At 71.1% G+C, this 18,750-nt stretch carries 20 protein-coding genes and 1 pseudogene; 9 read left to right on the forward strand and 12 right to left on the reverse strand.

Annotation, left to right across the window (positions count from 1 at the left end; genetic code table 11):
- Positions 1-205: 205 nt before the first annotated feature.
- Together PV682_RS06315 and PV682_RS06320 are read right to left on the reverse strand one after the other, a co-directional pair.
- On the reverse strand, positions 206-1,408 hold the full coding sequence (locus PV682_RS06315) for a serine hydrolase domain-containing protein (protein WP_319725594.1): 1,203 nt from the start codon (positions 1,406-1,408) through the stop codon (positions 206-208).
- A 62-nt stretch (positions 1,409-1,470) separates the two neighbouring features.
- Positions 1,471-2,757, reverse strand: a complete 1,287-nt coding sequence (locus PV682_RS06320) for a multidrug effflux MFS transporter (protein WP_319724894.1) — start codon at positions 2,755-2,757, stop codon at positions 1,471-1,473.
- 113 nt (positions 2,758-2,870) lie between these two features.
- Here PV682_RS06320 and PV682_RS06325 point away from each other — a divergent pair, with 113 nt between their 5' ends.
- From PV682_RS06325 to PV682_RS06335, 3 genes are all read left to right on the forward strand, one after another.
- Complete coding sequence (locus tag PV682_RS06325) at positions 2,871-3,875, forward strand: Gfo/Idh/MocA family protein (RefSeq protein WP_319725597.1); 1,005 nt, start codon at positions 2,871-2,873, stop codon at positions 3,873-3,875.
- A 9-nt stretch (positions 3,876-3,884) separates the two neighbouring features.
- On the forward strand, positions 3,885-4,490 hold the full coding sequence (locus tag PV682_RS06330) for a TetR/AcrR family transcriptional regulator (protein ID WP_319724896.1): 606 nt from the start codon (positions 3,885-3,887) through the stop codon (positions 4,488-4,490).
- A 108-nt stretch (positions 4,491-4,598) separates the two neighbouring features.
- Positions 4,599-5,339, forward strand: a complete 741-nt coding sequence (locus tag PV682_RS06335; RefSeq protein WP_319724898.1) for a bifunctional DNA primase/polymerase — start codon at positions 4,599-4,601, stop codon at positions 5,337-5,339.
- A gap of 37 nt (positions 5,340-5,376) precedes the next feature.
- On the opposite strand, the gene PV682_RS06340 is transcribed toward PV682_RS06335, so the two are convergent.
- The 6 genes from PV682_RS06340 to PV682_RS06365 form a co-directional block, all read right to left on the reverse strand.
- Positions 5,377-6,357 carry a hypothetical protein gene (locus tag PV682_RS06340; protein WP_319724900.1) on the reverse strand — a complete coding sequence of 327 codons (981 nt, stop codon included), beginning with the start codon at positions 6,355-6,357 and terminating at the stop codon, positions 5,377-5,379.
- Positions 6,335-7,189: an iron uptake transporter permease EfeU gene (gene efeU, locus PV682_RS06345; RefSeq protein ID WP_055721561.1), complete on the reverse strand. Its 855-nt coding sequence runs from the start codon at positions 7,187-7,189 to the stop codon at positions 6,335-6,337. Before efeU ends, PV682_RS06340 begins: the two co-directional genes overlap by 23 nt.
- A gap of 3 nt (positions 7,190-7,192) precedes the next feature.
- Positions 7,193-8,416, reverse strand: coding sequence for an iron uptake transporter deferrochelatase/peroxidase subunit (gene efeB / locus PV682_RS06350; protein ID WP_319724903.1), 1,224 nt, complete (start codon positions 8,414-8,416; stop codon positions 7,193-7,195).
- Between the two features lie 11 nt (positions 8,417-8,427).
- Positions 8,428-9,567, reverse strand: coding sequence for an iron uptake system protein EfeO (gene efeO / locus PV682_RS06355; protein WP_319724904.1), 1,140 nt, complete (start codon positions 9,565-9,567; stop codon positions 8,428-8,430).
- A gap of 189 nt (positions 9,568-9,756) precedes the next feature.
- Positions 9,757-10,584, reverse strand: coding sequence for a heme ABC transporter ATP-binding protein (locus PV682_RS06360; RefSeq protein WP_319724905.1), 828 nt, complete (start codon positions 10,582-10,584; stop codon positions 9,757-9,759).
- A 221-nt stretch (positions 10,585-10,805) separates the two neighbouring features.
- Positions 10,806-11,885: a FecCD family ABC transporter permease gene (locus PV682_RS06365; protein ID WP_319724907.1), complete on the reverse strand. Its 1,080-nt coding sequence runs from the start codon at positions 11,883-11,885 to the stop codon at positions 10,806-10,808.
- Between the two features lie 111 nt (positions 11,886-11,996).
- On the opposite strand from PV682_RS06365, the gene PV682_RS06370 reads away from it, so the two are divergent.
- The 4 genes from PV682_RS06370 to PV682_RS06385 all read left to right on the forward strand — a co-directional run bounded on the left by PV682_RS06370 (position 11,997) and on the right by PV682_RS06385 (position 14,031).
- On the forward strand, positions 11,997-12,701 hold the full coding sequence (locus PV682_RS06370; protein WP_319724909.1) for a hypothetical protein: 705 nt from the start codon (positions 11,997-11,999) through the stop codon (positions 12,699-12,701).
- A complete protein-coding gene (locus PV682_RS06375; RefSeq protein WP_319724911.1) occupies positions 12,694-13,338 on the forward strand; it encodes a PhzF family phenazine biosynthesis protein in 645 nt (214 codons plus the stop codon). The genes PV682_RS06370 and PV682_RS06375 overlap by 8 nt, the downstream gene beginning before the upstream one ends.
- A 97-nt stretch (positions 13,339-13,435) precedes the next feature.
- Complete coding sequence (locus tag PV682_RS06380) at positions 13,436-13,735, forward strand: DUF6247 family protein (RefSeq protein WP_319724913.1); 300 nt, start codon at positions 13,436-13,438, stop codon at positions 13,733-13,735.
- Positions 13,736-13,743: 8 nt separating this feature from the next.
- Positions 13,744-14,031 (forward strand): hypothetical protein, encoded by a 288-nt coding sequence (locus PV682_RS06385; protein WP_319724914.1) that lies wholly within the window; start codon positions 13,744-13,746, stop codon positions 14,029-14,031.
- A gap of 7 nt (positions 14,032-14,038) precedes the next feature.
- Here the strand turns inward: PV682_RS06385 and PV682_RS06390 are convergent, their stop codons facing one another.
- Positions 14,039-14,686 (reverse strand): biliverdin-producing heme oxygenase, encoded by a 648-nt coding sequence (locus tag PV682_RS06390; protein ID WP_319724915.1) that lies wholly within the window; start codon positions 14,684-14,686, stop codon positions 14,039-14,041.
- Between the two features lie 140 nt (positions 14,687-14,826).
- A complete protein-coding gene (gene map, locus PV682_RS06395) occupies positions 14,827-15,684 on the reverse strand; it encodes a type I methionyl aminopeptidase (RefSeq protein ID WP_319724917.1) in 858 nt (285 codons plus the stop codon).
- Between the two features lie 59 nt (positions 15,685-15,743).
- On the opposite strand from map, the gene PV682_RS06400 reads away from it, so the two are divergent.
- Positions 15,744-15,983 carry a hypothetical protein gene (locus PV682_RS06400; RefSeq protein ID WP_319724919.1) on the forward strand — a complete coding sequence of 80 codons (240 nt, stop codon included), beginning with the start codon at positions 15,744-15,746 and terminating at the stop codon, positions 15,981-15,983.
- Positions 15,984-15,989: 6 nt separating this feature from the next.
- Here PV682_RS06400 and PV682_RS06405 read toward each other — a convergent pair.
- Both PV682_RS06405 and PV682_RS06410 read right to left on the reverse strand, forming a co-directional pair.
- A pseudogene (locus tag PV682_RS06405) lies at positions 15,990-17,296 on the reverse strand (MFS transporter).
- Between the two features lie 45 nt (positions 17,297-17,341).
- Positions 17,342-17,941 carry a hypothetical protein gene (locus PV682_RS06410; protein ID WP_319724921.1) on the reverse strand — a complete coding sequence of 200 codons (600 nt, stop codon included), beginning with the start codon at positions 17,939-17,941 and terminating at the stop codon, positions 17,342-17,344.
- Between the two features lie 101 nt (positions 17,942-18,042).
- Here PV682_RS06410 and npdG point away from each other — a divergent pair, with 101 nt between their 5' ends.
- Positions 18,043-18,747 (forward strand): NADPH-dependent F420 reductase, encoded by a 705-nt coding sequence (gene npdG / locus PV682_RS06415; protein ID WP_055722552.1) that lies wholly within the window; start codon positions 18,043-18,045, stop codon positions 18,745-18,747.
- Positions 18,748-18,750: the final 3 nt, after the last annotated feature.

Below are 18,750 nucleotides of genomic sequence, written 5' to 3' on the forward strand. Positions count from 1 at the left end.
CATGACTTACCGCCGACTCGCAGACGGCGAAGGCGGAACCGGTCGCCGCGGCGGCCGTCCGCACGCTGGCGCTCGGCGTCGAGCGGTAGCCGGGCGGGGGGGGGCCCCCCCCCCCCCCGGCCCCCCGACCCCACCCCCGAACCTCCCGCGCCCCCACCGGGCGGCCGACCCCAAGCCGGCCCTCAGCCCCCAGCCCCCAGCCCCCTCAGAACCCCCGCACCGCCCGCGCCAGCCTCGTCCCCGCCCGAGCCCTCGGCCCGCTCCCGCCCTGCCTCCGCCGCGGATGCACCGTGTTCGCCAGCAGCACCAGAAACGTGTCCGTGACCCGGTCCACCACCAGCGACGTCCCCGTGAACCCCGTATGCCCCGCCGCCCCCCGCCCCGCCAACTCCCCCATGAACCACGCCTGATCGACCGCGAACCCCAACCCCGGCCGGTCCAACAGCAGGTCCACGAAGTCCGCGCCGAGGATCCGCGCCGTCCCGTACGACCCCCCGTTCAGCAGCGTCCGGCAGAACACGGCGAGGTCATGCCCCGTAGAGAACAACCCGGCATGACCGGCCACCCCGCCCAGCGCCCACGCGTTCTCGTCGTGCACCTCCCCCCGCAGCATCCCCCGGTCCACCTTCGCCCAAGGACGCCGCTGATCCTCGGTCGCCGCGGCCCCCGGACACGGCCCGAAGTCCGTCGCGGCCATCCCCAGCGGCCGGGTGATCCCTTCGTGGATCAGCACGTCGAGGGTCCGCCCGGTGATCCGCTCCAGCACCTGTTGCAGCACCAGCATGTTGAGGTCGGAGTAGATGTGAGTGCCGGGCTCGCTCACCGGCTCCTCCGCGCGCAGCGCCGCCAGCCGCTCGGCGTCATCGGCGTACGCGTACAGAGGGAGTTCGGGGCGTAGTCCCGACGTATGGGTGAGCAGTTGCCGCACCGTCGTCCCGTACCGCCGCAAGCCGCCGAACTCGGGAAGGTACGCGCTCACCAGGGCATCGATCCCGAGCCGCCCCCGCTCGATCTGCTGCACAGCGGCGACAGAGGTGAACAGCTTGGTGAGGGACGCGAGATCGAAGGGCGTGTCCAGCGCCATGGGCACCCGCTCGGCCACCGGTAACTCGACCTCGCGGCCCGAGACGTCGCCGCCCCGAGCGACCCCGCCACCCCCCTGACCGACGCCACCCCCCTGACCGACGACACCCCCTTGACCGACGCCACCCCCCTGACCGACGCCACCCCCTTGACCGACGCCACCCCCCTCACCGACGCCCCCGCCCCCCTCGTAGCCCCCGAACCGCACTGCCCACCCCACAGCCTCCCGCAGGGCGATCACCGGCCCCCGCCCGGCGTACACCACCACCCCCGCCGCCCACGGATGCGGCCCCGCGGTCAGCGCATGGACCTCGTCCCGCAGCAGGCTCAACTCCCCGGCGTCCAGGCAGGCCCGCGCGGCCGTGCCCGGACGGAGTCTCGGTGCGCTCAGCTGTCAGCTCCCTCGGCGTCGACGCGTCCCTTCCCCGGACGGCACATTGCCACGAAACACCCGAGCGCCACCACGGACGCGACCACCTGGACGACGGCCATCGGCACGGCGGTGTGCTCCCCGGCGACCCCCACCAGCGGCGAGGCGACGGCCCCGACCAGGAACGACGACGTCCCCAGCAGCGCGGACGCCGACCCGGCGGAGTGCTTCGTCCGCAGCAGCGCCAGCGTCTGCGCGTTCGGCAGGGCCAGCCCCATCGCGGACATGAGGACGAAGAGCGCGACGGCCACCGGCACGAGCCCCACCGACCCGAACACCCCGGACGTCATCAGCAGCAGCGCGACGGACGCGCCGGCGATCACCAGCAGCCCCACGAGCAGCGCCCGGTCCAGCCGCACCCGCCCGACCAGCACCTTCCCGTTGAACTGCCCGACGGCCATGAGCCCCACGGAGTTGATCCCGAAGAGCAGGCTGTACGTCTGCGGGGAGGCCCCGTAGATCTCCTGGACGACGAACGGCGACGCGGAGATGTACGCGAACAGCGCGGCGAACGCGAACCCGCCGGTCAGCATGTAACCGGAGAAAGCGGTATCAGCAAGAAGTCCCCGCATCGAGCGCAGCGCCTCACCGACCCCGCCCTCGTGCCGGTCGGCGGGCTCCAGCGTCTCCGGCAGCCGCGCCCACACCAGCGCGGTGAGCAGCACACCGACCCCGATGAGGACGACGAACACGCCCCGCCAGTCGGTGAACTGGAGGATCTGCCCGCCGATCAGCGGCGCGACGATCGGCGCGATCCCGGAGATCAGCATCAGCGTGGAGAAGAACCGCGCCATCGCGTCACCGTCGTACAGGTCACGTGTCACCGCCCGTGCGATGACGATCCCGGCGGCCCCCGCGAGCCCCTGGACGAGCCGGAAGGCGACCAGCGTCTCGACATTCGGAGCAACAGCGCAGAGAGCGGTTGCTACCACATACACGACGAGCCCGGCGAGCAGCGGACGCCGCCGCCCCCACCGGTCGCTCATCGGCCCCACGACGAGCTGGCCCAGCGCCATGCCCGCGAGGCACGCGGTCAGCGTGAGCTGCACGGTCGCCGCCGGCGCGTGCAGCGAGTCGGTGACCTCCGGGAGCGCCGGGAGGTACATGTCCATCGACAGCGGGGGAGTGGCGGTCAGCCCGCCGAGCAGCAGCGTGACCAGCAGCCCCGTACGGCGGCGGCCGACCAGGGTCGGCGACGCGGCAGCCCGCGTCGCCTGCGATATCGGTGCCCCACCTTCGGGCATGTGCCCCTCCCTCTTCTCCCGGTCCGCCACCTATGCTCTCAGCTCGTACGGAATGCTCGAACGTGATGTTCGCACTGTGGGACAGCGCGACATAAAACGGAAGCGTGGACGAGATGACGGCGGCGGACAGCGTGCGGTGGGGAATCCTGGCGACCGGCGGGATAGCCGCCGCCTTCACGGCGGACCTGATCGACCTGCCGGACGCGGAGGTCGTCGCGGTCGGCTCCCGCACGGAAACAGGTGCGCAAGCGTTTGCTGAAAGGTTCGGCATCCCGCGCGCGTACGGCGACTGGGCGTCGCTCGCCGCCGACGACGACATCGACGTCGTGTACGTCGCCACCCCGCACTCGGCGCACCGCGCCGCCGCCGGGCTCTGCCTGGAGGCCGGGCGGCACGTCCTGTGCGAGAAACCGTTCACGCTGAACGTGTGCGAGGCCGAGCAGCTGATCGCCCTCGCCCGCGACAACGACCGCTTCCTGATGGAGGCGATGTGGATGTACTGCAACCCGGTCATCCGCCGTATCAAGCAGGTCGTCGACGACGGGACGATCGGCGAAGTCCGCACCGTCCAGGCCGACTTCGGCTTCGTCGGCCCCTCCTCGCCCGCGCACCGGCTGCGCGACCCCGCCCAGGGCGGCGGCGCCCTCCTCGACCTCGGCGTCTACCCGGTCTCCCTCGCGCACCTCTTCCTCGGCGAGCCCTCCGGCGTCTCCGCGCGCGCCGTCCTCTCCCCGGAGGGCGTCGACCTCCAGACGGCGCTGGCCCTGTCCTGGGACTCCGGCGCGCTCGCCGCGCTGCACTGCTCCCTCGACGGCGGTACGTCCGTCGCCGCGTCCATCACCGGCACCAAGGGCCGCATCGACATCCCGTCCGGCTTCTTCCACGCCGACCGCTTCGTCCTGCACCGCGTCGGCCGCGACCCCGAGGAGTTCGCCCACGACCCCGCCGAGGGCCCGGCGGCGAGCTTCCGCCACGAGGCCCGCGAGGTCATGCGGGCGATCCGCGCGGGCGAGACCCAGTCCCCGCTGGTCCCCCTCGACGGCACCCTCGCCGTGATGCGCACCCTGGACGCGGCCCGCGAACAGATCGGCGTCCGGTACCCCGGCGAGGCCGCCTAACCTGAGCGCATGCCCAGCAGAACACCCGACGCCAGCCGGCGCAGCGAGACCTCCCGGCGCGCCATCTACGCGGCTGCCCTGAGCCTCGTTGCGGAAACCGGTTACACAAAAACGACGATCGAGGGCATCGCCGCCCGCGCCGGCGTCGGGAAGCAGACCATCTACCGGTGGTGGGGGTCGAAGGCGGACGTCCTCCTGGAGGCGTTCCTCGACCTAGGCGAGCAGCAGGCGGGCGCCGAGGCCGCCCCGGGCATCCCGGACACCGGCGACCTCGCCGCCGACCTGAAACTCGTCCTGCGCGCGACCATCGACAACCTCATGGACCCCCGCTTCGACGGCCCCGCGCGAGCGCTCAGCGCGGAGGGCCTCATCGACGAGAAACTCGGCCGGGCCGTCGTAGCCAAGTTGCTGGAACCGAATTTCGAGTTGTACGTCGAGAGGCTGCGATCCGCCGCCGACGCGGGCCAGTTGAGGCCGGCGGTCGACCCCCGGATCGCCCTCGAACTCTTCGTCGCCCCCCTCGCGCAACGCTGGCTCCAGCGCACGGGAGAGCTGTCGTACGCCTACACCGACACGATCGTCGAGTACGCGCTGTACGGCATCGCGGCCCGCTGAGCGCCCTCTGTCCCCGGGTGGTGCTTATGTCCCGACAAGGCACCCCGGTTCCGCACCCGGCGGGACCATGAGGCATGCTGTGCCCACCACAGCGACGCGAGGGGACAGATGAGCGCGGAGGCGATCGGCCGGACCGGCCTGAGGGTCAGACTCACCCAGTGGCTGCGTGGCGGCGCCCCCGGCACCGACGCCGACGGGGAGCGCGAAGCCCTCCTGCTGGCCGCCGCCGGAGCGGGCCTGCCGCTCGCGCCCGCCGCCCACCCGGCCCCCGGCTACCGCTGCTCCTGCGACCGCGTCGGCTGCCCCACCCCGGCCCGCCACCCCGTCTCCTTCGCCTGGCAGACCCAGTCCACCACCGACCGCGCCCAGGTCGAACGCTGGGTACGCCACCAGCCGCAGGCCAATTTCATCACCGCGACCGGCACCACCCACGACGTCCTCGACGTCCCCCGGCAGGCCGGCCGCGCCGCCCTCGACCGGCTCCTCGCGGCGGGTATCGACGTCGGCCCGGTCGCCGAGTCCGACGACGGCCGCGTCCTCTTCTTCACCCTCACCCGGGGCACGCCCGACGACGAGGACGAGTGGTGGCCCTGCGAACTCGACTGCCACCCCGAGACGATGGACGAACACCCCGGGCTGCGCTGGCACTGCCGGGGCTCCTACGTCCTGGTCCCGCCCGCGCGGCTGCCGGGCGACGACGGGCGGTCCGTGCACTGGGTACGAGGCCCCGAGTACGCGCTACCGGACCCGCTGAGCCTGCTGGAAGTCCTGACGGACGCGTGCGCGAGGTATGCGGAGACGGACGACGGAGAAGACGCGGCAACCGGTTCCTGGCCGTTGCGGACCTGAGGGGTACCCGGGTAGTACCTGAGAGGTACTGAAGGGGTCACTCCCCCTTCGCGCCGGTCAGCCCCTCCACCCGGCTCAGCAGCGCCACCTTCCCGTCCCCGACGCCCTTCATCGGGTCCACGGCGACCGCGTTCGACACGAACTCCATCGTCAGGGACTGCTTGATCTCGCCGGTCGTCAGCGCCTTCACGCTCGCGTTCGGGGTGGGTACGGCGGTCCCGGCGGCAGCCGTCTGCTTCGTGTAGTTGTGCCCGGAGAAGAAGACGAGGGCGCCCCCGTCGGCGGTGCGCAGCGCGACCGGGCGGTAGTCGCTGTCGTTCAGCGGCTCGTCGATGTACTGCGTCGCGAGCCCCGGCCGGGTGGCCTTGTCCCGGTTCGCGCGCAGCACGCTCGTGTACGCCCCGTCGGCGAACGCGCCCTGCCCGGTCCGCAGATAGTCGGCGTACGCGGCGCTCAACTTGTCGGTGGACACGGCGAGTTCGGGCGAGGCGGCGGGCACCTCCTCGGCGTACCCCTGCGCGTCCCGCTTGAGCGCGGGCAGCTTGCCCGGCGCGACCAGCGTGAGGAACGCGGCCTGCCACGGCTCGGCGACGTCGTTGCGCGTGAACACCATGAGCCAGCGCGCCGCCCCGCCCCGGTTGGCCTGCGAGTCGGCGACGAACCAGCGCGGCCAGCCCGCCTTCTTCGGGATCGTGACCTGCACGTCGGAGAGGGCCAGCGGCTGGTGGTTGGGGTTGCCGCCGGGGTCGGTGATCTTCCCGGCCTTCAGCCGCGCCGCGTCGATGACGCCGAGGGGGCCGGTCGTGTAGTCGGCGTCCAGCGAACTGTCGTACGCCTTGTCGGCCTTGTTGTAGGCCGCCGTGAACTCCTGGACCGCCTTGGCGGCTTCGGCCGGGGTGGTGGTCGGGACGACCTCGCGCTCCCCGTGGATCACCACACAACCACTGGCCGTGAGGGACACACCGGTCAGTACGACCGCTATGAGCGCGTTCCGGTCACGCCTGCGCAGCCTGATCATCAGGTGACTTCACCTTCCTCTTCCCGGAGGCGAACCCTACCGGGGCGAGGAAGAGAGCGAGCGTCGGGACCAGGTACAGGAGCCACACCGTGACCTGGAGCACGGTCGGGTCCGGCTGGAAGTTGAACACGCCCTTCAGCAGCGTCCCGTACCAGCTGTCCGGCTCGATCGTGTCACTGATGTCGAACGCCAGCTTGTTGAGGCCGGGCAGCCAACCCGCCTCCTGCAAGTCGTGGAACCCGTAGGCGAGTACGCCCGCCGCGACGACGACCAGCATCCCCCCGGTCCACGTGAAGAACTTGGCGAGATTGATCCGCAGCGCACCCCGGTAGAACAACCAGCCCAGCAGTACGGCGGTGGCGAGCCCAAGTCCCGCCCCGATCAAGGGCCTTGGCGTCCCGTCCCCGGCGGCGTGCACGGACGTCCAGATGAACAGGGCCGTCTCCAGGCCCTCCCGGCCGACGGCCAGGAACGCGGTCGCCACCAGCGCGCCCGTGCCCATCGCGAGCGCGGCGTCCAGCCTGCCGTGCAGCTCGGCCTTCAGATGCCGCGCGGTGCGCCGCATCCAGAACACCATCCACGTCACCAGCCCGACCGACACGACCGACAGCGACCCGCCGAGCGCCTCCTGCGCCTCGAACGTCAGCTCCTGCGACCCGAATTCAAGCGCGCACCCGAAGGCGAGCGCGATCACGACGGCCGTCCCGACGCCCAGCCAGATCGGCTTCAGCGCGTCCCTGCGGCCCGTCTTGACGAGGTACGCGATGAGGATGCAGACGACGAGACTGGCCTCAAGCCCTTCCCGCAGCCCGATCAAGTAGTTGGAGAACACCGGTCACTTCCCCTTCGCCTCGAACAGGGCGCGCCCCCACCAGTCGTCCGCGTCCCGGACCCCCGGCGGCACGGCGAACACCCCCGAACCCACGTGCTGGATGTACTCGTTGAGCGCGTCGGTCCCCAAGTGCCGCTGGATCTTGATGAATCCGTCCCGCACATCGCGCTGGTAGGCGAGGAAGAACAACCCCGCGTCCAGGCGCCCGAGTCCGTCGGTCCCGTCGGTGAACGAGTAGCCCCGGCGCAGGATCGTCGACCCGCCGTTGGAGTCGGGGTGCGCGAGCCGCACATGCGCGTCCGGCTTCATCGCCTTCAGGAACGGCGCGTCGTGCTCCTTCGCCTTGCCGACCGGAGCGCCCTCGCCCTTGTCCCGGCCGAACACATCCTCCTGCTCCTGCAAGGAAGTCCGGTCCCAGGTCTCGATGTGCATCCGGATCCGCCGGGCCACGAGATACGACCCGCCGGCCATCCACGCCGGCCCGTCCTTCTCGGACACCCACACGAACTTCTCCAGCCGGTCCGTCTCGGTCGCCGCGATGTTGCGGGTGCCGTCCTTGAACCCCATGAGATTCCGGGGGGTTTGCGCGTCCGGAGTCGTCGACGAGGTCTTCCCGAACCCGAGTTGGGACCACCGCACGACGACTTTCCCGAACCCGATCCGCGCGAGGTTGCGGATGGCGTGCACGGCAACTTGCGGATCATCGGCACACGCCTGCACACACAGATCCCCGTTCGACCGCGCCAAGTCCAGCGCCTCGCCCGGGAATTGAGGCAACTCGACCAACGCCTCGGGCCGCTGCCCGCCGAGCCCGAACTTCGCGAACAACGACGGCCCGAACCCGATCGTCAGCGTCAACCGCGACGGCTTCAGCCCCAGCGCCTCCCCGGTGTCGTCCGGCGGAGCCTCCGCGAGCCCCCCGAACGCCCCCTCCCCGACCGGCTTCCCGGCGGTCATCTTCCGCGCCGCGTCCGTCCAGTCCTTCAACAGCCGGACGAACTCGGCCCGTTCGCCCGTCGTCACATCGAACGCCGCGAAGTGCAGACGGTCCTGTACGGCGGTCGCGATACCGGCCTGGTGCTCGCCGTGGAACTCGACAGCCGTGGAGGGGTCACCGGATCCCGTGTCACCGGTGACCGCCACGGCGGTGCCGGCCGCCACCGCACCGAGCGCGAGCCCGGCGCCGCCCCACCCCAACAGGGCGCGCCGCGAAGGGGATTCAGTCATCGCCGTATCCCTTACTTGACCACGGCCGCGGCGAGCTTGGACAGCGGTTCCGCGAGCGCGTTCACCGCGTCCGACAGCTCCTTGCGCTGCGCCTCGGTCACCTTGTCGTAGGACACGAAGTCGTAGGACGCCTTGTCCGCACGGTACTTGTCGAGGAGCGCGTCCAGCGCGGCGAACTGCTTGTCCAACTCGGTGACCAGAGCGGGGTCGTTCTGCTGGGCGATCGGCCGCAGCAGCGTGAACGCCTCCTGGGCGCCCTCGACGTTCGCCTTGAAGTCGACGAGGTCCGTGTGCGAGTAGCGGTCCTCCTCGCCGGTGACCTTTCCGGTGGCGACCTCGTCCAGGAGTTCCTTGGCGCCGTTGGCCATCGACGTCGGGGTGATCTCGGCGGTGCCGACCCGCTTCCGCCAGTCCGTGAGGTCCTTGACGAGCTGCGCCGCGAGCGCCTTCTCCTCGGCGCCGATCTTCCTGTCCTGCCACAGGGACTTCTCCAGGCGGTGCCAGCCCGTCCACTTCTGGCCGGGGTCCAGGCCGTCCGCGCGGGTGTCGACCAGCGGGTCGATGTCGCCGAACGACTCCGCGACCGGCTCCGTGCGCTCCCAGCCGATGCGGGACGGGGCGTACGCGGCCTGGGCCGCCGCGAGGTCGCCCGCCTGGATCGCGTCCGTGAAGACCTTCACCTTCGGGAGCGTCGCGTCCGCCTGCTCCTGCGCGTACTCGCGGTATTCGGCCACCGCCTTGTCCAGGCGGGGGTCGCGCTTCGTGGCCGACTTGCCGGTCACCGAGAGGGGCTGGCGGATGCCCTTGCCCTTCATGCCCGGCTTGCACGCGATCTGGTAGTCGCCGGCCTTCACCTCCGCCGTCAGCCGCTGCTTCGTCCCCGCGCCGATGTTCTCCCGCTCCGAGACGATCCTGTCGTCCGGGAACAGCAGGTACACCTCCGTGACCTTCGAGCCCTTGTTCTCCACGGCCAGTTCGACGTGTCCCGCCGCCACCGACTTCTTCGACGTCTCGCACTTCTCGTCCGTCGCCGTCACCCTGATGACGTGGTCGCCGTCCTCCGCCTTGCTCTTCTCCGTGCAGCCCGTGACGGCGGTGATCGCCGCGAGGGTCGCGGCTGCGGTGGCGACGGTGAGTCTGGCGGGGCGCATACGGGGTCTCCCGAGTGGCTGAAAACGTGCGTGACGGGGCTCACAGGGTTCGGTGAGGCTCGCCTAACTTAGCTCAGGCTTACCTGGGGCATACCCCTACGTGCAGTGATTCACCTCTCAAAAATGGCGTACGGGTACGGGGAGGTTGCGAGTACCTAAAGCGGACGTAATGTCGGCGTCAAAGGAAATTCAAAGGGTTGGGGTGTCTCTGCGGGGGCTGACGAGGAGGGTGTCGGTCCTGGGGTGGGGGAGGACCTCGATCGGGTGGTCGTAGACCTTCGAGAGGAGGGCGTCGGTGAAGATCTCCGTCGGAGGGCCTTCCGCCGCGATCTCGCCGTTGTGCAGGACGGCGACTCTGTGCGCGTACGCCGCTGCCAGGCCGAGGTCGTGCAGGACTGTCACCACCGCGTCGCCCTGTGCGGCCCTGTCCCGGCAGATCCGCAGGACCAGTTCCTGGTGCTTGAGGTCCAGGGCTGCGGTCGGTTCGTCGAGGAGGAGCAGGGGTGCCTGCTGGGCCAAGACCCGGGCCAAGGCGACTCTTGCCCGTTCGCCGCCGCTGAGGGCGGAGAAGGGGCGGGTCGCGAAGGGTGTCACCTCCGTTGCCGCCATCGCCTCTCCGATGATCGCCTCGTCCTCCTCGGGGGACGTGCTGTGCGGGGCCCTTCCCATCCGTACGACCTCCTCGACCGGGAACGGGAACGACACGGTCGCCGCTTGTGGCAACACCGCGCGTCTCAGGGCCAGTTCGGGGGGTGTCCAGTCCTGTGCCGGGCGGCCGTGGATGTGTACGGCGCCCTTTGTGGCGGGGAGGTCGGCTGCGAGGGCTGCTAGGAGGGTGGACTTTCCGGCGCCGTTCGGGCCGACGAGGGCGAGTACTTCGCCGGCTCGGACGGGGAGGGTTATGCCGTGGAGGATGGGGTGAGGGCCCAGGGACAGGTGGAGGTCGTGAGCTTCGGCGAGGGTGTCGCCGGGGGTGGGAGGGGGAGGGGGGCTGGGGTGGGGGCGGAGGAGTTTCATGGGGGTCCTTGGAAGGGTGGGGTGGGTGGTGGGTTTTTTGCATTTACCCGGTGCAGGGGGGTGTTGGGGGGTGGGGCGGGGTTGCGACCGGGTCACGGCGTGCGGGGGGCCTGCGAGGGCGAGGGGCGGTGGGTTTTTGATGCCGGGGCGCTGTGTGTCTTTTAGGGGCGCGGGGAACTGCGCGACCAGCCACATCGAACCCGCACCCGGCAACGCAACCCTTAAACCCACCCCCCTTGCCGCTTGCGCGTCCGATGCAGCAGCCAGAAGAAGAACGGGCTCCCCAGCAACCCCGTGAGCACCCCCAACGGCAACTCGGCGGGCGCGGCCATCGTGCGGGACGCCAGATCGGCTGCCAGCAGGATGAACGCCCCCAGCAACGCGCTCGCCGGTACCAGGAAGCGGTGACCCGGCCCCGCGGCCATCCGCAGCAAGTGGGGAATCACCAACCCCACGAACCCGATGATCCCGGAGACACTGACCGCCGCGGCCGTGAGCAGCGCGATCACCAGAATCAGTACGACCCGGAGCCGCTCCACATCGACGCCGAGATGCCGGGCGGGCCGTTCCCCGAGGGAGAGGAGGTCGAGGCGCCGGGAGTAGAGGGGCGCGAGGGCGAGTCCGGCGACGGTGCACGGCAGTACGGCCAACACCTTGGGCCAGGTCGCTTGCGACAGGGAACCGAGTTGCCAGAACACGATCTGGTTCACGGCGGCGGTGTCCGCGAAGAACAGGAACAGCCCGATAAGGGCCCCGCCGAACGCGTTGACGGCGATCCCGGTGAGGATGAGGGTGACCACCTCGGCCTTCCCCTCGCTCCGGGACAACGCGTAAACCAGCAACGCGGTCCCCAACCCGCCCGCGAACGCGAACGCGGGAACAGTCCAGGTCCCCAGAAACCCCACGCCCAGGGAAATCGCCGCGACCGCCCCCACCGCGGCCCCGGAAGAAATCCCGATCACCCCGGGCTCGGCCAGCGGATTCCCGAACACCCCCTGCATCAGCGCCCCCGCACACCCCAAAGACGCCCCCACGAGCAACGCCAGCACGATCCGGGGAAACCGCACGTTCCACAGCACGGATTCGGCGACCCGATCCAACTCCCCGCCCCAGAGCCCCACCCGATGCCCCACGGACCCCAGCACATCCCCGAGCGGAATCGGATAGGCCCCGGTCCCGGCGGCCACCGGCACCAACACCACAAGCCCCACGACCAGCCCCACCCCGAGCCACCACTCCCGCCGCCGCCCACCCGCCTCCACCCTCTCGCCCCGCTCAACACCCGTCTCCAGCACAGCCATCCAACACCCTCCCCAGCAGATTCCGACCCCCAAATATTAGGTTAGCCTCACCTAATCAATCCACCTCGATGCCCCAAACTACCCCCATGCCAAGAGCCCACCGAGATCCTCTTGGCGAAGGTCGAACAGGCCAACCAGGGTGTCCACTTGACCCGCTTCGAGGGCTACACCTCCCCCCTCCCCCCGATCCCCGCAGCGCACCACCCCAACTGGCCCCACCAGTACGCAAGATGGCTGGAGGACTCCCCGAACACCCCCCTCCACCCCTCCCGTTGGCACCTCCACGCCCGCACCGCATTCCCGCCCTACGTCTGGCGCGCCCCCGACCTCGTCCGCACCTGGCCCGCCGCCCACCTCGACTGGTCCGCTCGCGGCTGGCACGGCATCGTCCCCCTCCGCCCCCTCTCTCCGCCGAACGCGCCCCGCGTGAAGGCGTACAGGAAGCGCGTCCGGGAGGGTGCCCTTCCCCCGGTGCTCCTCTGGTGGGTCACCGCGTTCGACGGCTGGCTCCTGCTGGACGGCCACGACAGGGCGGTCGCGGCGCTGGAGGAGGGGGGAACGCCGCCGTGCGTGGTGCTGGTGAGGGTGCCGGACGAGGAGGACTGGCGGAGAGATGCGGCGGAAATGACGGAGAGTCATGGGCGGGAAAATCAGGGCGACTTGACCCCTCGACCCCACCGGGACGCCCACCTCGCCCACGCCCTCGCGGCTCTCCCGTACGACGTCGCCCGTACCCGCTCCTGGCCCCTCCCCGGTGGAGCGGCGGCCTGGGATCGGGAGGCTGCCCGGGCGGTGTTTCAATTTCCGGGTGACTGATTACGACGTCCTCCGCGTTTTTTGTGCGCCCGGCGGAGGGTATGGCAACGAACTCGGGGTGATCCGCGACGGTTCGCGGATACCCGAGCGTGTGGAGCGGCAGGAGCTCGCCGCCAAACTCGGGTTCAGCGAGACCGTGTTCGTGGACGACCCCGAGCGCGGGGTCATCGACATCTACACGCCCACTCTCCGCCTCCCCTTCGCCGGCCACCCCTGTGTGGGGACCGCCTGGCTCCTCGACGTCCCCGAGCTGGTGACCCCGGCCGGTGAGGTCGGTGCCCGGCTGGACGGCGAGTTCAGCTGGATAGAGGCCCGCGCGGAGTGGGCGCCGCCCAGGACCCTCCGCCAGTACCGCAGCGCCGCCGAGGTGGACGATCTGCCGATTCCCCCGCCCGGCGAGTGGATCTACGCCTGGGCGTGGCTCGACGAGGCCGCCGGCCGCGTCCGCGCACGCGCCTTCCCCGGCCGCGGCGACGGCATCGACGAGGACGAGGCGACCGGCGCGGCGGCGATCCTCCTCACCGACCAACTGGGCCGCGCGCTGAACATCACGCAGGGCGCGGGCTCCCAGATCCTCACCGCCCCGCAGCCGTACGGCTGGGTGGAGATCGGGGGCCGCGTCCTCCTGGAACGCTGACCCGCCGTCGTACGAGATGACAAGCGAGGAACCGGTCCGTGATCGGGAGAAGGGCGGGATAATGGGGGTGACCGCCTGCCGGGAGTGAGGAGAGTCCATGGGTGCGCAACACGCCGAATCGGCCGGCGGGGAGCATTCCCCTGTGCCGTTGAGGACGATCGGTGACATCCGGGCCGCTCTGCGCGAGGGGCGCGGTTTTCCCGGGGACAGGGAGGATTTCGAGGCCGACCTCGTTCGCGCACTGGAGGCGTCCACGGAGACCGACCTCAGTACGGTCGCGGCGGTGATCGTCGACTACCGGGGGCGCATCCGCATCTACTCGGACCCCGGATTCGAGGACGCGCTCCAAGAGGGCCTCGAACTCGCCGCGAAGATCAAGAAGGGCGAGCTGGGTTGAGTCACGTGGTGGCCGTCGTGTCGGAGGTGGCGGCGCACCGGCTGGAGCTGCTCGGCCCGGCCGCCCGCCTGGCGATCGAGGGTCTGTTGAAGGAGCTGGAGGCCGCTCCGAGGCTCGGCGTCCTCCGTCATGTGGGCGCCGACGGGCGGCAGGAGGTCTACAAGACCAAGATCGAACCCCGGGAGGGGATGCCGGGTCTGGCGGTGGCGTACGTGTACCTGCCGAAGCCGCCTCCGGAAGCCGTCGTGATCATAAGCGTCACCCCCGACGACCCCGCCGACGAACCCTGGCTCTGATCCGCCCTCACGCGCTCGCCGCGAACTCCTCCCCGAGCCCCCGGAACACCCCCGTGTTCAGCGCGAACGCCCGCTTGCACTCGCCGACGATCCGCTGCTTCTCCAGCTCGTCGGCCGGCAGCGCGTCCAGCAGTTCCCGGTACCCCCGCTTGAACGCCGTCGGACTCCCGAGCCCCTCGAAGACGTAGAACCGCACCCCGTCCCCCTTCCGCTCGAACCCCCACGTCCGCTCGGCCCTGTCGCGGATGATCTGGCCGCCGGAGAGGTCGCCGAGGTACCGGGTGTAGTGGTGGGCGACGTACCCGCCGGGCCACTGGGCCGCGCACTCCCGGACTCGGTCCGCGTAGGCCCGGGTCGCCGGCAGCGCCGACAGTCCCGTACGCCACCGCGGCCCTCGCAGATGCGCGAGGTCGCGCTCCAGCGCGCGAAGCCGCAGCAGCTCCGGCCGGATGAAGGGTCCGGCGACCGGGTCGGACGCCAGCCGGTCCGCGCCCGCCTCCAACGCCTCGTACACGAACCAGAGTTGCTCGGTGTAGCGGGCGTACGCGTCGATGCCCAGGCGTCCGCCCAGCAGGTCGGACATGAACGTCGAGGTCTCGGCCTCCACGTGCTGCTCGTGGGACGCGGTGCGGATGACGGTCGAGAAGGAGTCCATGGCCCACATATTGTTAGGTAAGGCTTACCTGAGTCAATAGCTTTGTCGACGCCCCGTCGGGAAACTTGCCGACACGGTGTCGGTAAAAGCGTACAGAGAAAAACCCGGCCCCGACAGAGGAGGCCGGGTCCGGGAGACCGCTACGGCAGGGTCAGGATCTCCGCGCCGGTCTCCGTCACCACCAGCGTGTGCTCGAACTGCGCCGTCCGCCTGCGGTCCTTCGTGACGACCGTCCAGCCGTCGTCCCACAGGTCGTACTCGTGCGTCCCCAGCGTCAGCATCGGCTCGATCGTGAACGTCATCCCCGGCTGGATCACCGTCGTCGCGTGCGGACTGTCGTAGTGCGGGATGATCAGCCCCGAGTGGAACGACGAGTTGATGCCGTGCCCGGTGAAGTCCCGCACGACCCCGTACCCGAACCGCTTCGCGTACGACTCGATCACCCGGCCGATGATGTTGATCTGCCGGCCCGGACGGACGGCCTTGATCGCCCGGTTCAACGACTCCCGCGTCCGCTCCACCAGCAGCCGCGACTCCTCGTCCACCTCGCCGACCAGGTACGTCGCGTTGTTGTCGCCGTGCACGCCGCCGATGTACGCCGTCACGTCCAGGTTCACGATGTCGCCGTCGCGCAGCACCGTCGAGTCCGGGATGCCGTGGCAGATGACCTCGTTGACGCTGGTGCACAGCGACTTCGGGAAGCCCCGGTAACCCAGCGTCGAGGGGTACGCGCCGTGGTCGCACATGTAGTCGTGCGCCACCTTGTCGAGGAGGTCGGTCGTCACGCCCGGTGCGATGTGCTTCGCCGCCTCCTCCATCGCCCGCGCCGCGATCCGGCCGGCCAGGCGCATCGCCTCGACCGTCTCCGGTGTCTGCACCTCCGGACCGGTGTACGGCGTCGGCGCGGGCTTGCCGACGTACTCGGGGCGCCGGATGTTTCCGGGGACGGGGCGGGTGGGAGACAGCTCCCCTGGTACGAGCAGCGACTGGCCTGACATGACGACGAGTCTAACGAGCGGGGATGGGGGACCATGTCCGTGGTGAAAGGAGCCCCGTGATGGCCCTCTTCAAGAAGCGCACCGCCGGCAGGCCCGGCGAATGGTTCTACTGCCTGGAACACAAGAAGGTCGAGGAAGGCCCCGACTGCCCCGGCAAGGACCGCTTCGGCCCCTACCCCACCCGCAAGGAAGCGGAACACGCGATGGAGACCGCCCGCGAACGCAACCTGGAGTGGGAGAACGACGCGCGGTGGAACGACGGCGCGGGGAAGGGCGACGAGGCGAGCAACAGCGACTGAAACCGGTTACGCCGCTTTCGCCGCCGCCCGCTGATCCCGCACCCGCAGCGCGTGCACGTCCGTCCGCGCGTCGTACCGCATCAGCGCCGGCAGGCACAGCGCGAGCACCCCCACCGCGCCCACGCACAGCACCCCGCCCGACCACATCGACGTACGGATCCCGAACCACGCGGCGAACGAACCCGAGCGGACCTGGCCGAGGGTCGGGCCCGCCGAGTACGACAGGAGCTCGATCCCGGCGAGGCGGCCACGCAGCTCGTCGGGGACCGTCTGGTTCCAGATCGCCGAGCGGAAGATCCCGCTGACCATGTCGACCCCGCCGGCGACGGTCAGCAGGAGCAGCACCAGCCACACGTCGTGCACGAGCCCCGCGCCCGCGACGGCCACCCCGAACAGCGCGGCCATCAGCACGACGACCCGCCCGTGCCGGTGCACCCGCGAGGTCCAGCCGCTCGTCAGGCTCACCAGCAGCGACCCGAGCGGCAACGCCGCATACTCCCCCACTGCCCGAAAGGCGTGGGGGGACCCCCATGCCCCAGCGCCCACGGTGCCCCCAACTCGTCCGCCAGGAACGGCAGCAGCGCCAGCGGCATCGCGAAGAACATCGCCGCGAGGTCGACGGCGTACGTACCCAGCAGGTCCTCGCGGCCCCACGCGTACCGGGCGCCCTCCCTGATCGCGGCGAGGGAGGGTCGTACCGCCTCGTGCGACGCCGGGGACGCCGCGACGCCCGCCATCAGCAGCACCGACACCACGAACGTCACCAGGTCCGCGCCGTACGCCCAGCCCAGCCCCGCGTACGCCACGACGACCCCCGCCAGCGCGGGGCCCGCGACCCCGCCGATCGTGCGGCGCAGCGAACTCAGCGCCGCGGCGGCCGGGAGGTGCTCGTGGGCGACGATCCGGGGCCACAGGGAGTCCAGCGCGGGCCGCTGGATCGACGTCAGGGCGGCCGTCAGCGCGGCGATCACGTACAGCGGCCAGACCCGCGGCGTCGGCAGCAGCGCGTTGACCAGCAGACCCGCGCTCAGCACGCCCTGACCGGCCTCCGTCCACACGATCAGCGTCCGCTTGTCGACCGCGTCGGCCAGCGCACCCCCGTACAGCCCGAACACCACCAGCGGCACCAGCTCGGCCGCCCCGATCGCGCCCACGGCCGCCGCCGACCCCGTCAGCTCCTTCACCTGCACCGGCAGCGCGACGAACGTCAGGAAACTCCCGAACGCCGAGACCAGCCCCGACAGCCACAGCAGCCGGAAGTCACGGGAGGCGTGCCAGGGGCGCAGGTCGGGGAGGAGAGCGGCGGGAGTCACGAAGGGACATGGTCGGTGGGGGTGAGGCGGTGCGGCAAACGGTTTTCACCACGCTGGTGGCGGTGGAGCCGTCAGCGCCTCCGCCGCCCGGGAGAGACGGTCCAGAAACCGTTTACGGCCCCGTTGCTGCACGACCGCCTGCTCGCCGGCGCCCGCGCTCACCAGGTGCTGGACCGTGTCCAGGTCCAGCTCCGCGCCCTCCCGGACGTCCAGCGTCTCGTGGGCCATCGCGCCCAGCTCGCCGCCGCCCTGCCCGAGCGCGAGGACCGTCGCCCCGGCCCGCCGCGCCGTGTGGACGCGTTCGAGGAGCGCGGCCGGTTCCGTCGGGGCCACCACCAGGAGCGTCTCGCCGCGCCGGGCGGCCTCGATCCTGCCGGGGCCGACCGCCAGGTGCGCGGGGTCGGACGGGCGCGCGCCGTGCCGTACGAGGGTCGGCGCCAGCTCGGGCGTACCGGACCAGGCGGCCTCGTCGACGAGGTGCGCGGCGAGGTGCCACGGCTCGTACTCCGGGGTGCCGACGAGGAGCAGCCCGCCCCCGTGCGTCACCACCGAGCCGCGTAACACCTGCGCGAACCTCCGCGTCGAGGTCAGCCACTGGGTCCCGGCGAGCACTTCACGCAGCAAGGCGACACGTACGGCGTCCATGGGGCGCAGCCTGCCGCAGGGGGCGGGGGTCGGTCCTGGGTACTACGGGTATTCACCCGTCCGGGAAGGGGGCGGGGGCGGCGCCGACGTAAGGTCGGCCCATGACCTCTACGGACAGTGCAGACAAGCCCGCCCCCAAGGACCCCTGGGACCTCCCCGACGTATCCGGACTGGTCGTCGGCGTGCTGGGCGGGACCGGGCCGCAGGGCAAGGGGCTCGCGTACCGGCTCGCGAAGGCCGGGCAGAAGGTGATCATCGGCTCGCGGGCCGCCGAGCGCGCGCAGGAGGCGGCGGCCGAGCTGGGGCACGGCGTCGAGGGCGCGGACAACGCGGAGACCGCGCGCCGCAGCGACGTCGTCATCGTCGCGGTGCCGTGGGACGGGCACGGCAAGACGCTGGAGTCCCTGCGCGAGGAACTCGCCGGGAAGCTCGTCGTCGACTGCGTCAACCCGCTCGGGTTCGACAAGAAGGGCGCCTACGCGCTGAAGCCGGAGGAGGGCAGCGCCGCCGAGCAGGCCGCCGCGCTGCTGCCGGACTCGCGGGTCGCCGCCGCGTTCCACCACCTCTCCGCCGTGCTGCTCATGGACCGGGAGATCGCGGAGATCGACACGGACGTCATGGTGCTCGGGGAGGCGCGGGCCGACGTCGAGATCGTGCAGGCGCTCGCCGGGCGCATCCCCGGCATGCGGGGCGTCTTCGCGGGGCGGCTGCGCAACGCGCATCAGGTGGAGTCGCTCGTCGCCAACCTGATCTCCGTCAACCGGCGGTACAAGGCGCACGCCGGGCTGCGGGTCACGGACGTCTGAGCC

This window comes from Streptomyces niveiscabiei, from assembly GCF_033794345.1.
GTDB classification, from domain to species: domain Bacteria; phylum Actinomycetota; class Actinomycetes; order Streptomycetales; family Streptomycetaceae; genus Streptomyces; species Streptomyces niveiscabiei.

Excerpts from the sequence above, each read along its gene's own strand:
- PV682_RS06365 (WP_319724907.1), bottom strand. The coding sequence starts at position 11,885 with ATGGCTGTGCTGGAGACGGGTGTTGAGCGGGGCGAGAGGGTGGAGGCG.
- PV682_RS06400 (WP_319724919.1), top strand. The coding sequence starts at position 15,744 with ATGGCCCTCTTCAAGAAGCGCACCGCCGGCAGGCCCGGCGAATGGTTC.
- PV682_RS06330 (WP_319724896.1), top strand. The coding sequence starts at position 3,885 with ATGCCCAGCAGAACACCCGACGCCAGCCGGCGCAGCGAGACCTCCCGG.
- PV682_RS06325 (WP_319725597.1), top strand. The coding sequence starts at position 2,871 with ATGACGGCGGCGGACAGCGTGCGGTGGGGAATCCTGGCGACCGGCGGG.
- efeB (WP_319724903.1), bottom strand. The coding sequence starts at position 8,416 with ATGACTGAATCCCCTTCGCGGCGCGCCCTGTTGGGGTGGGGCGGCGCC.
- PV682_RS06410 (WP_319724921.1), bottom strand. The coding sequence starts at position 17,941 with ATGGACGCCGTACGTGTCGCCTTGCTGCGTGAAGTGCTCGCCGGGACC.
- map (WP_319724917.1), bottom strand. The coding sequence starts at position 15,684 with ATGTCAGGCCAGTCGCTGCTCGTACCAGGGGAGCTGTCTCCCACCCGC.
- PV682_RS06340 (WP_319724900.1), bottom strand. The coding sequence starts at position 6,357 with ATGATCAGGCTGCGCAGGCGTGACCGGAACGCGCTCATAGCGGTCGTA.
- efeO (WP_319724904.1), bottom strand. The coding sequence starts at position 9,567 with ATGCGCCCCGCCAGACTCACCGTCGCCACCGCAGCCGCGACCCTCGCG.
- PV682_RS06320 (WP_319724894.1), bottom strand. The coding sequence starts at position 2,757 with ATGCCCGAAGGTGGGGCACCGATATCGCAGGCGACGCGGGCTGCCGCG.
- PV682_RS06360 (WP_319724905.1), bottom strand. The coding sequence starts at position 10,584 with ATGAAACTCCTCCGCCCCCACCCCAGCCCCCCTCCCCCTCCCACCCCC.
- npdG (WP_055722552.1), top strand. The coding sequence starts at position 18,043 with ATGACCTCTACGGACAGTGCAGACAAGCCCGCCCCCAAGGACCCCTGG.
- PV682_RS06335 (WP_319724898.1), top strand. The coding sequence starts at position 4,599 with ATGAGCGCGGAGGCGATCGGCCGGACCGGCCTGAGGGTCAGACTCACC.
- PV682_RS06390 (WP_319724915.1), bottom strand. The coding sequence starts at position 14,686 with ATGGACTCCTTCTCGACCGTCATCCGCACCGCGTCCCACGAGCAGCAC.
- PV682_RS06380 (WP_319724913.1), top strand. The coding sequence starts at position 13,436 with ATGGGTGCGCAACACGCCGAATCGGCCGGCGGGGAGCATTCCCCTGTG.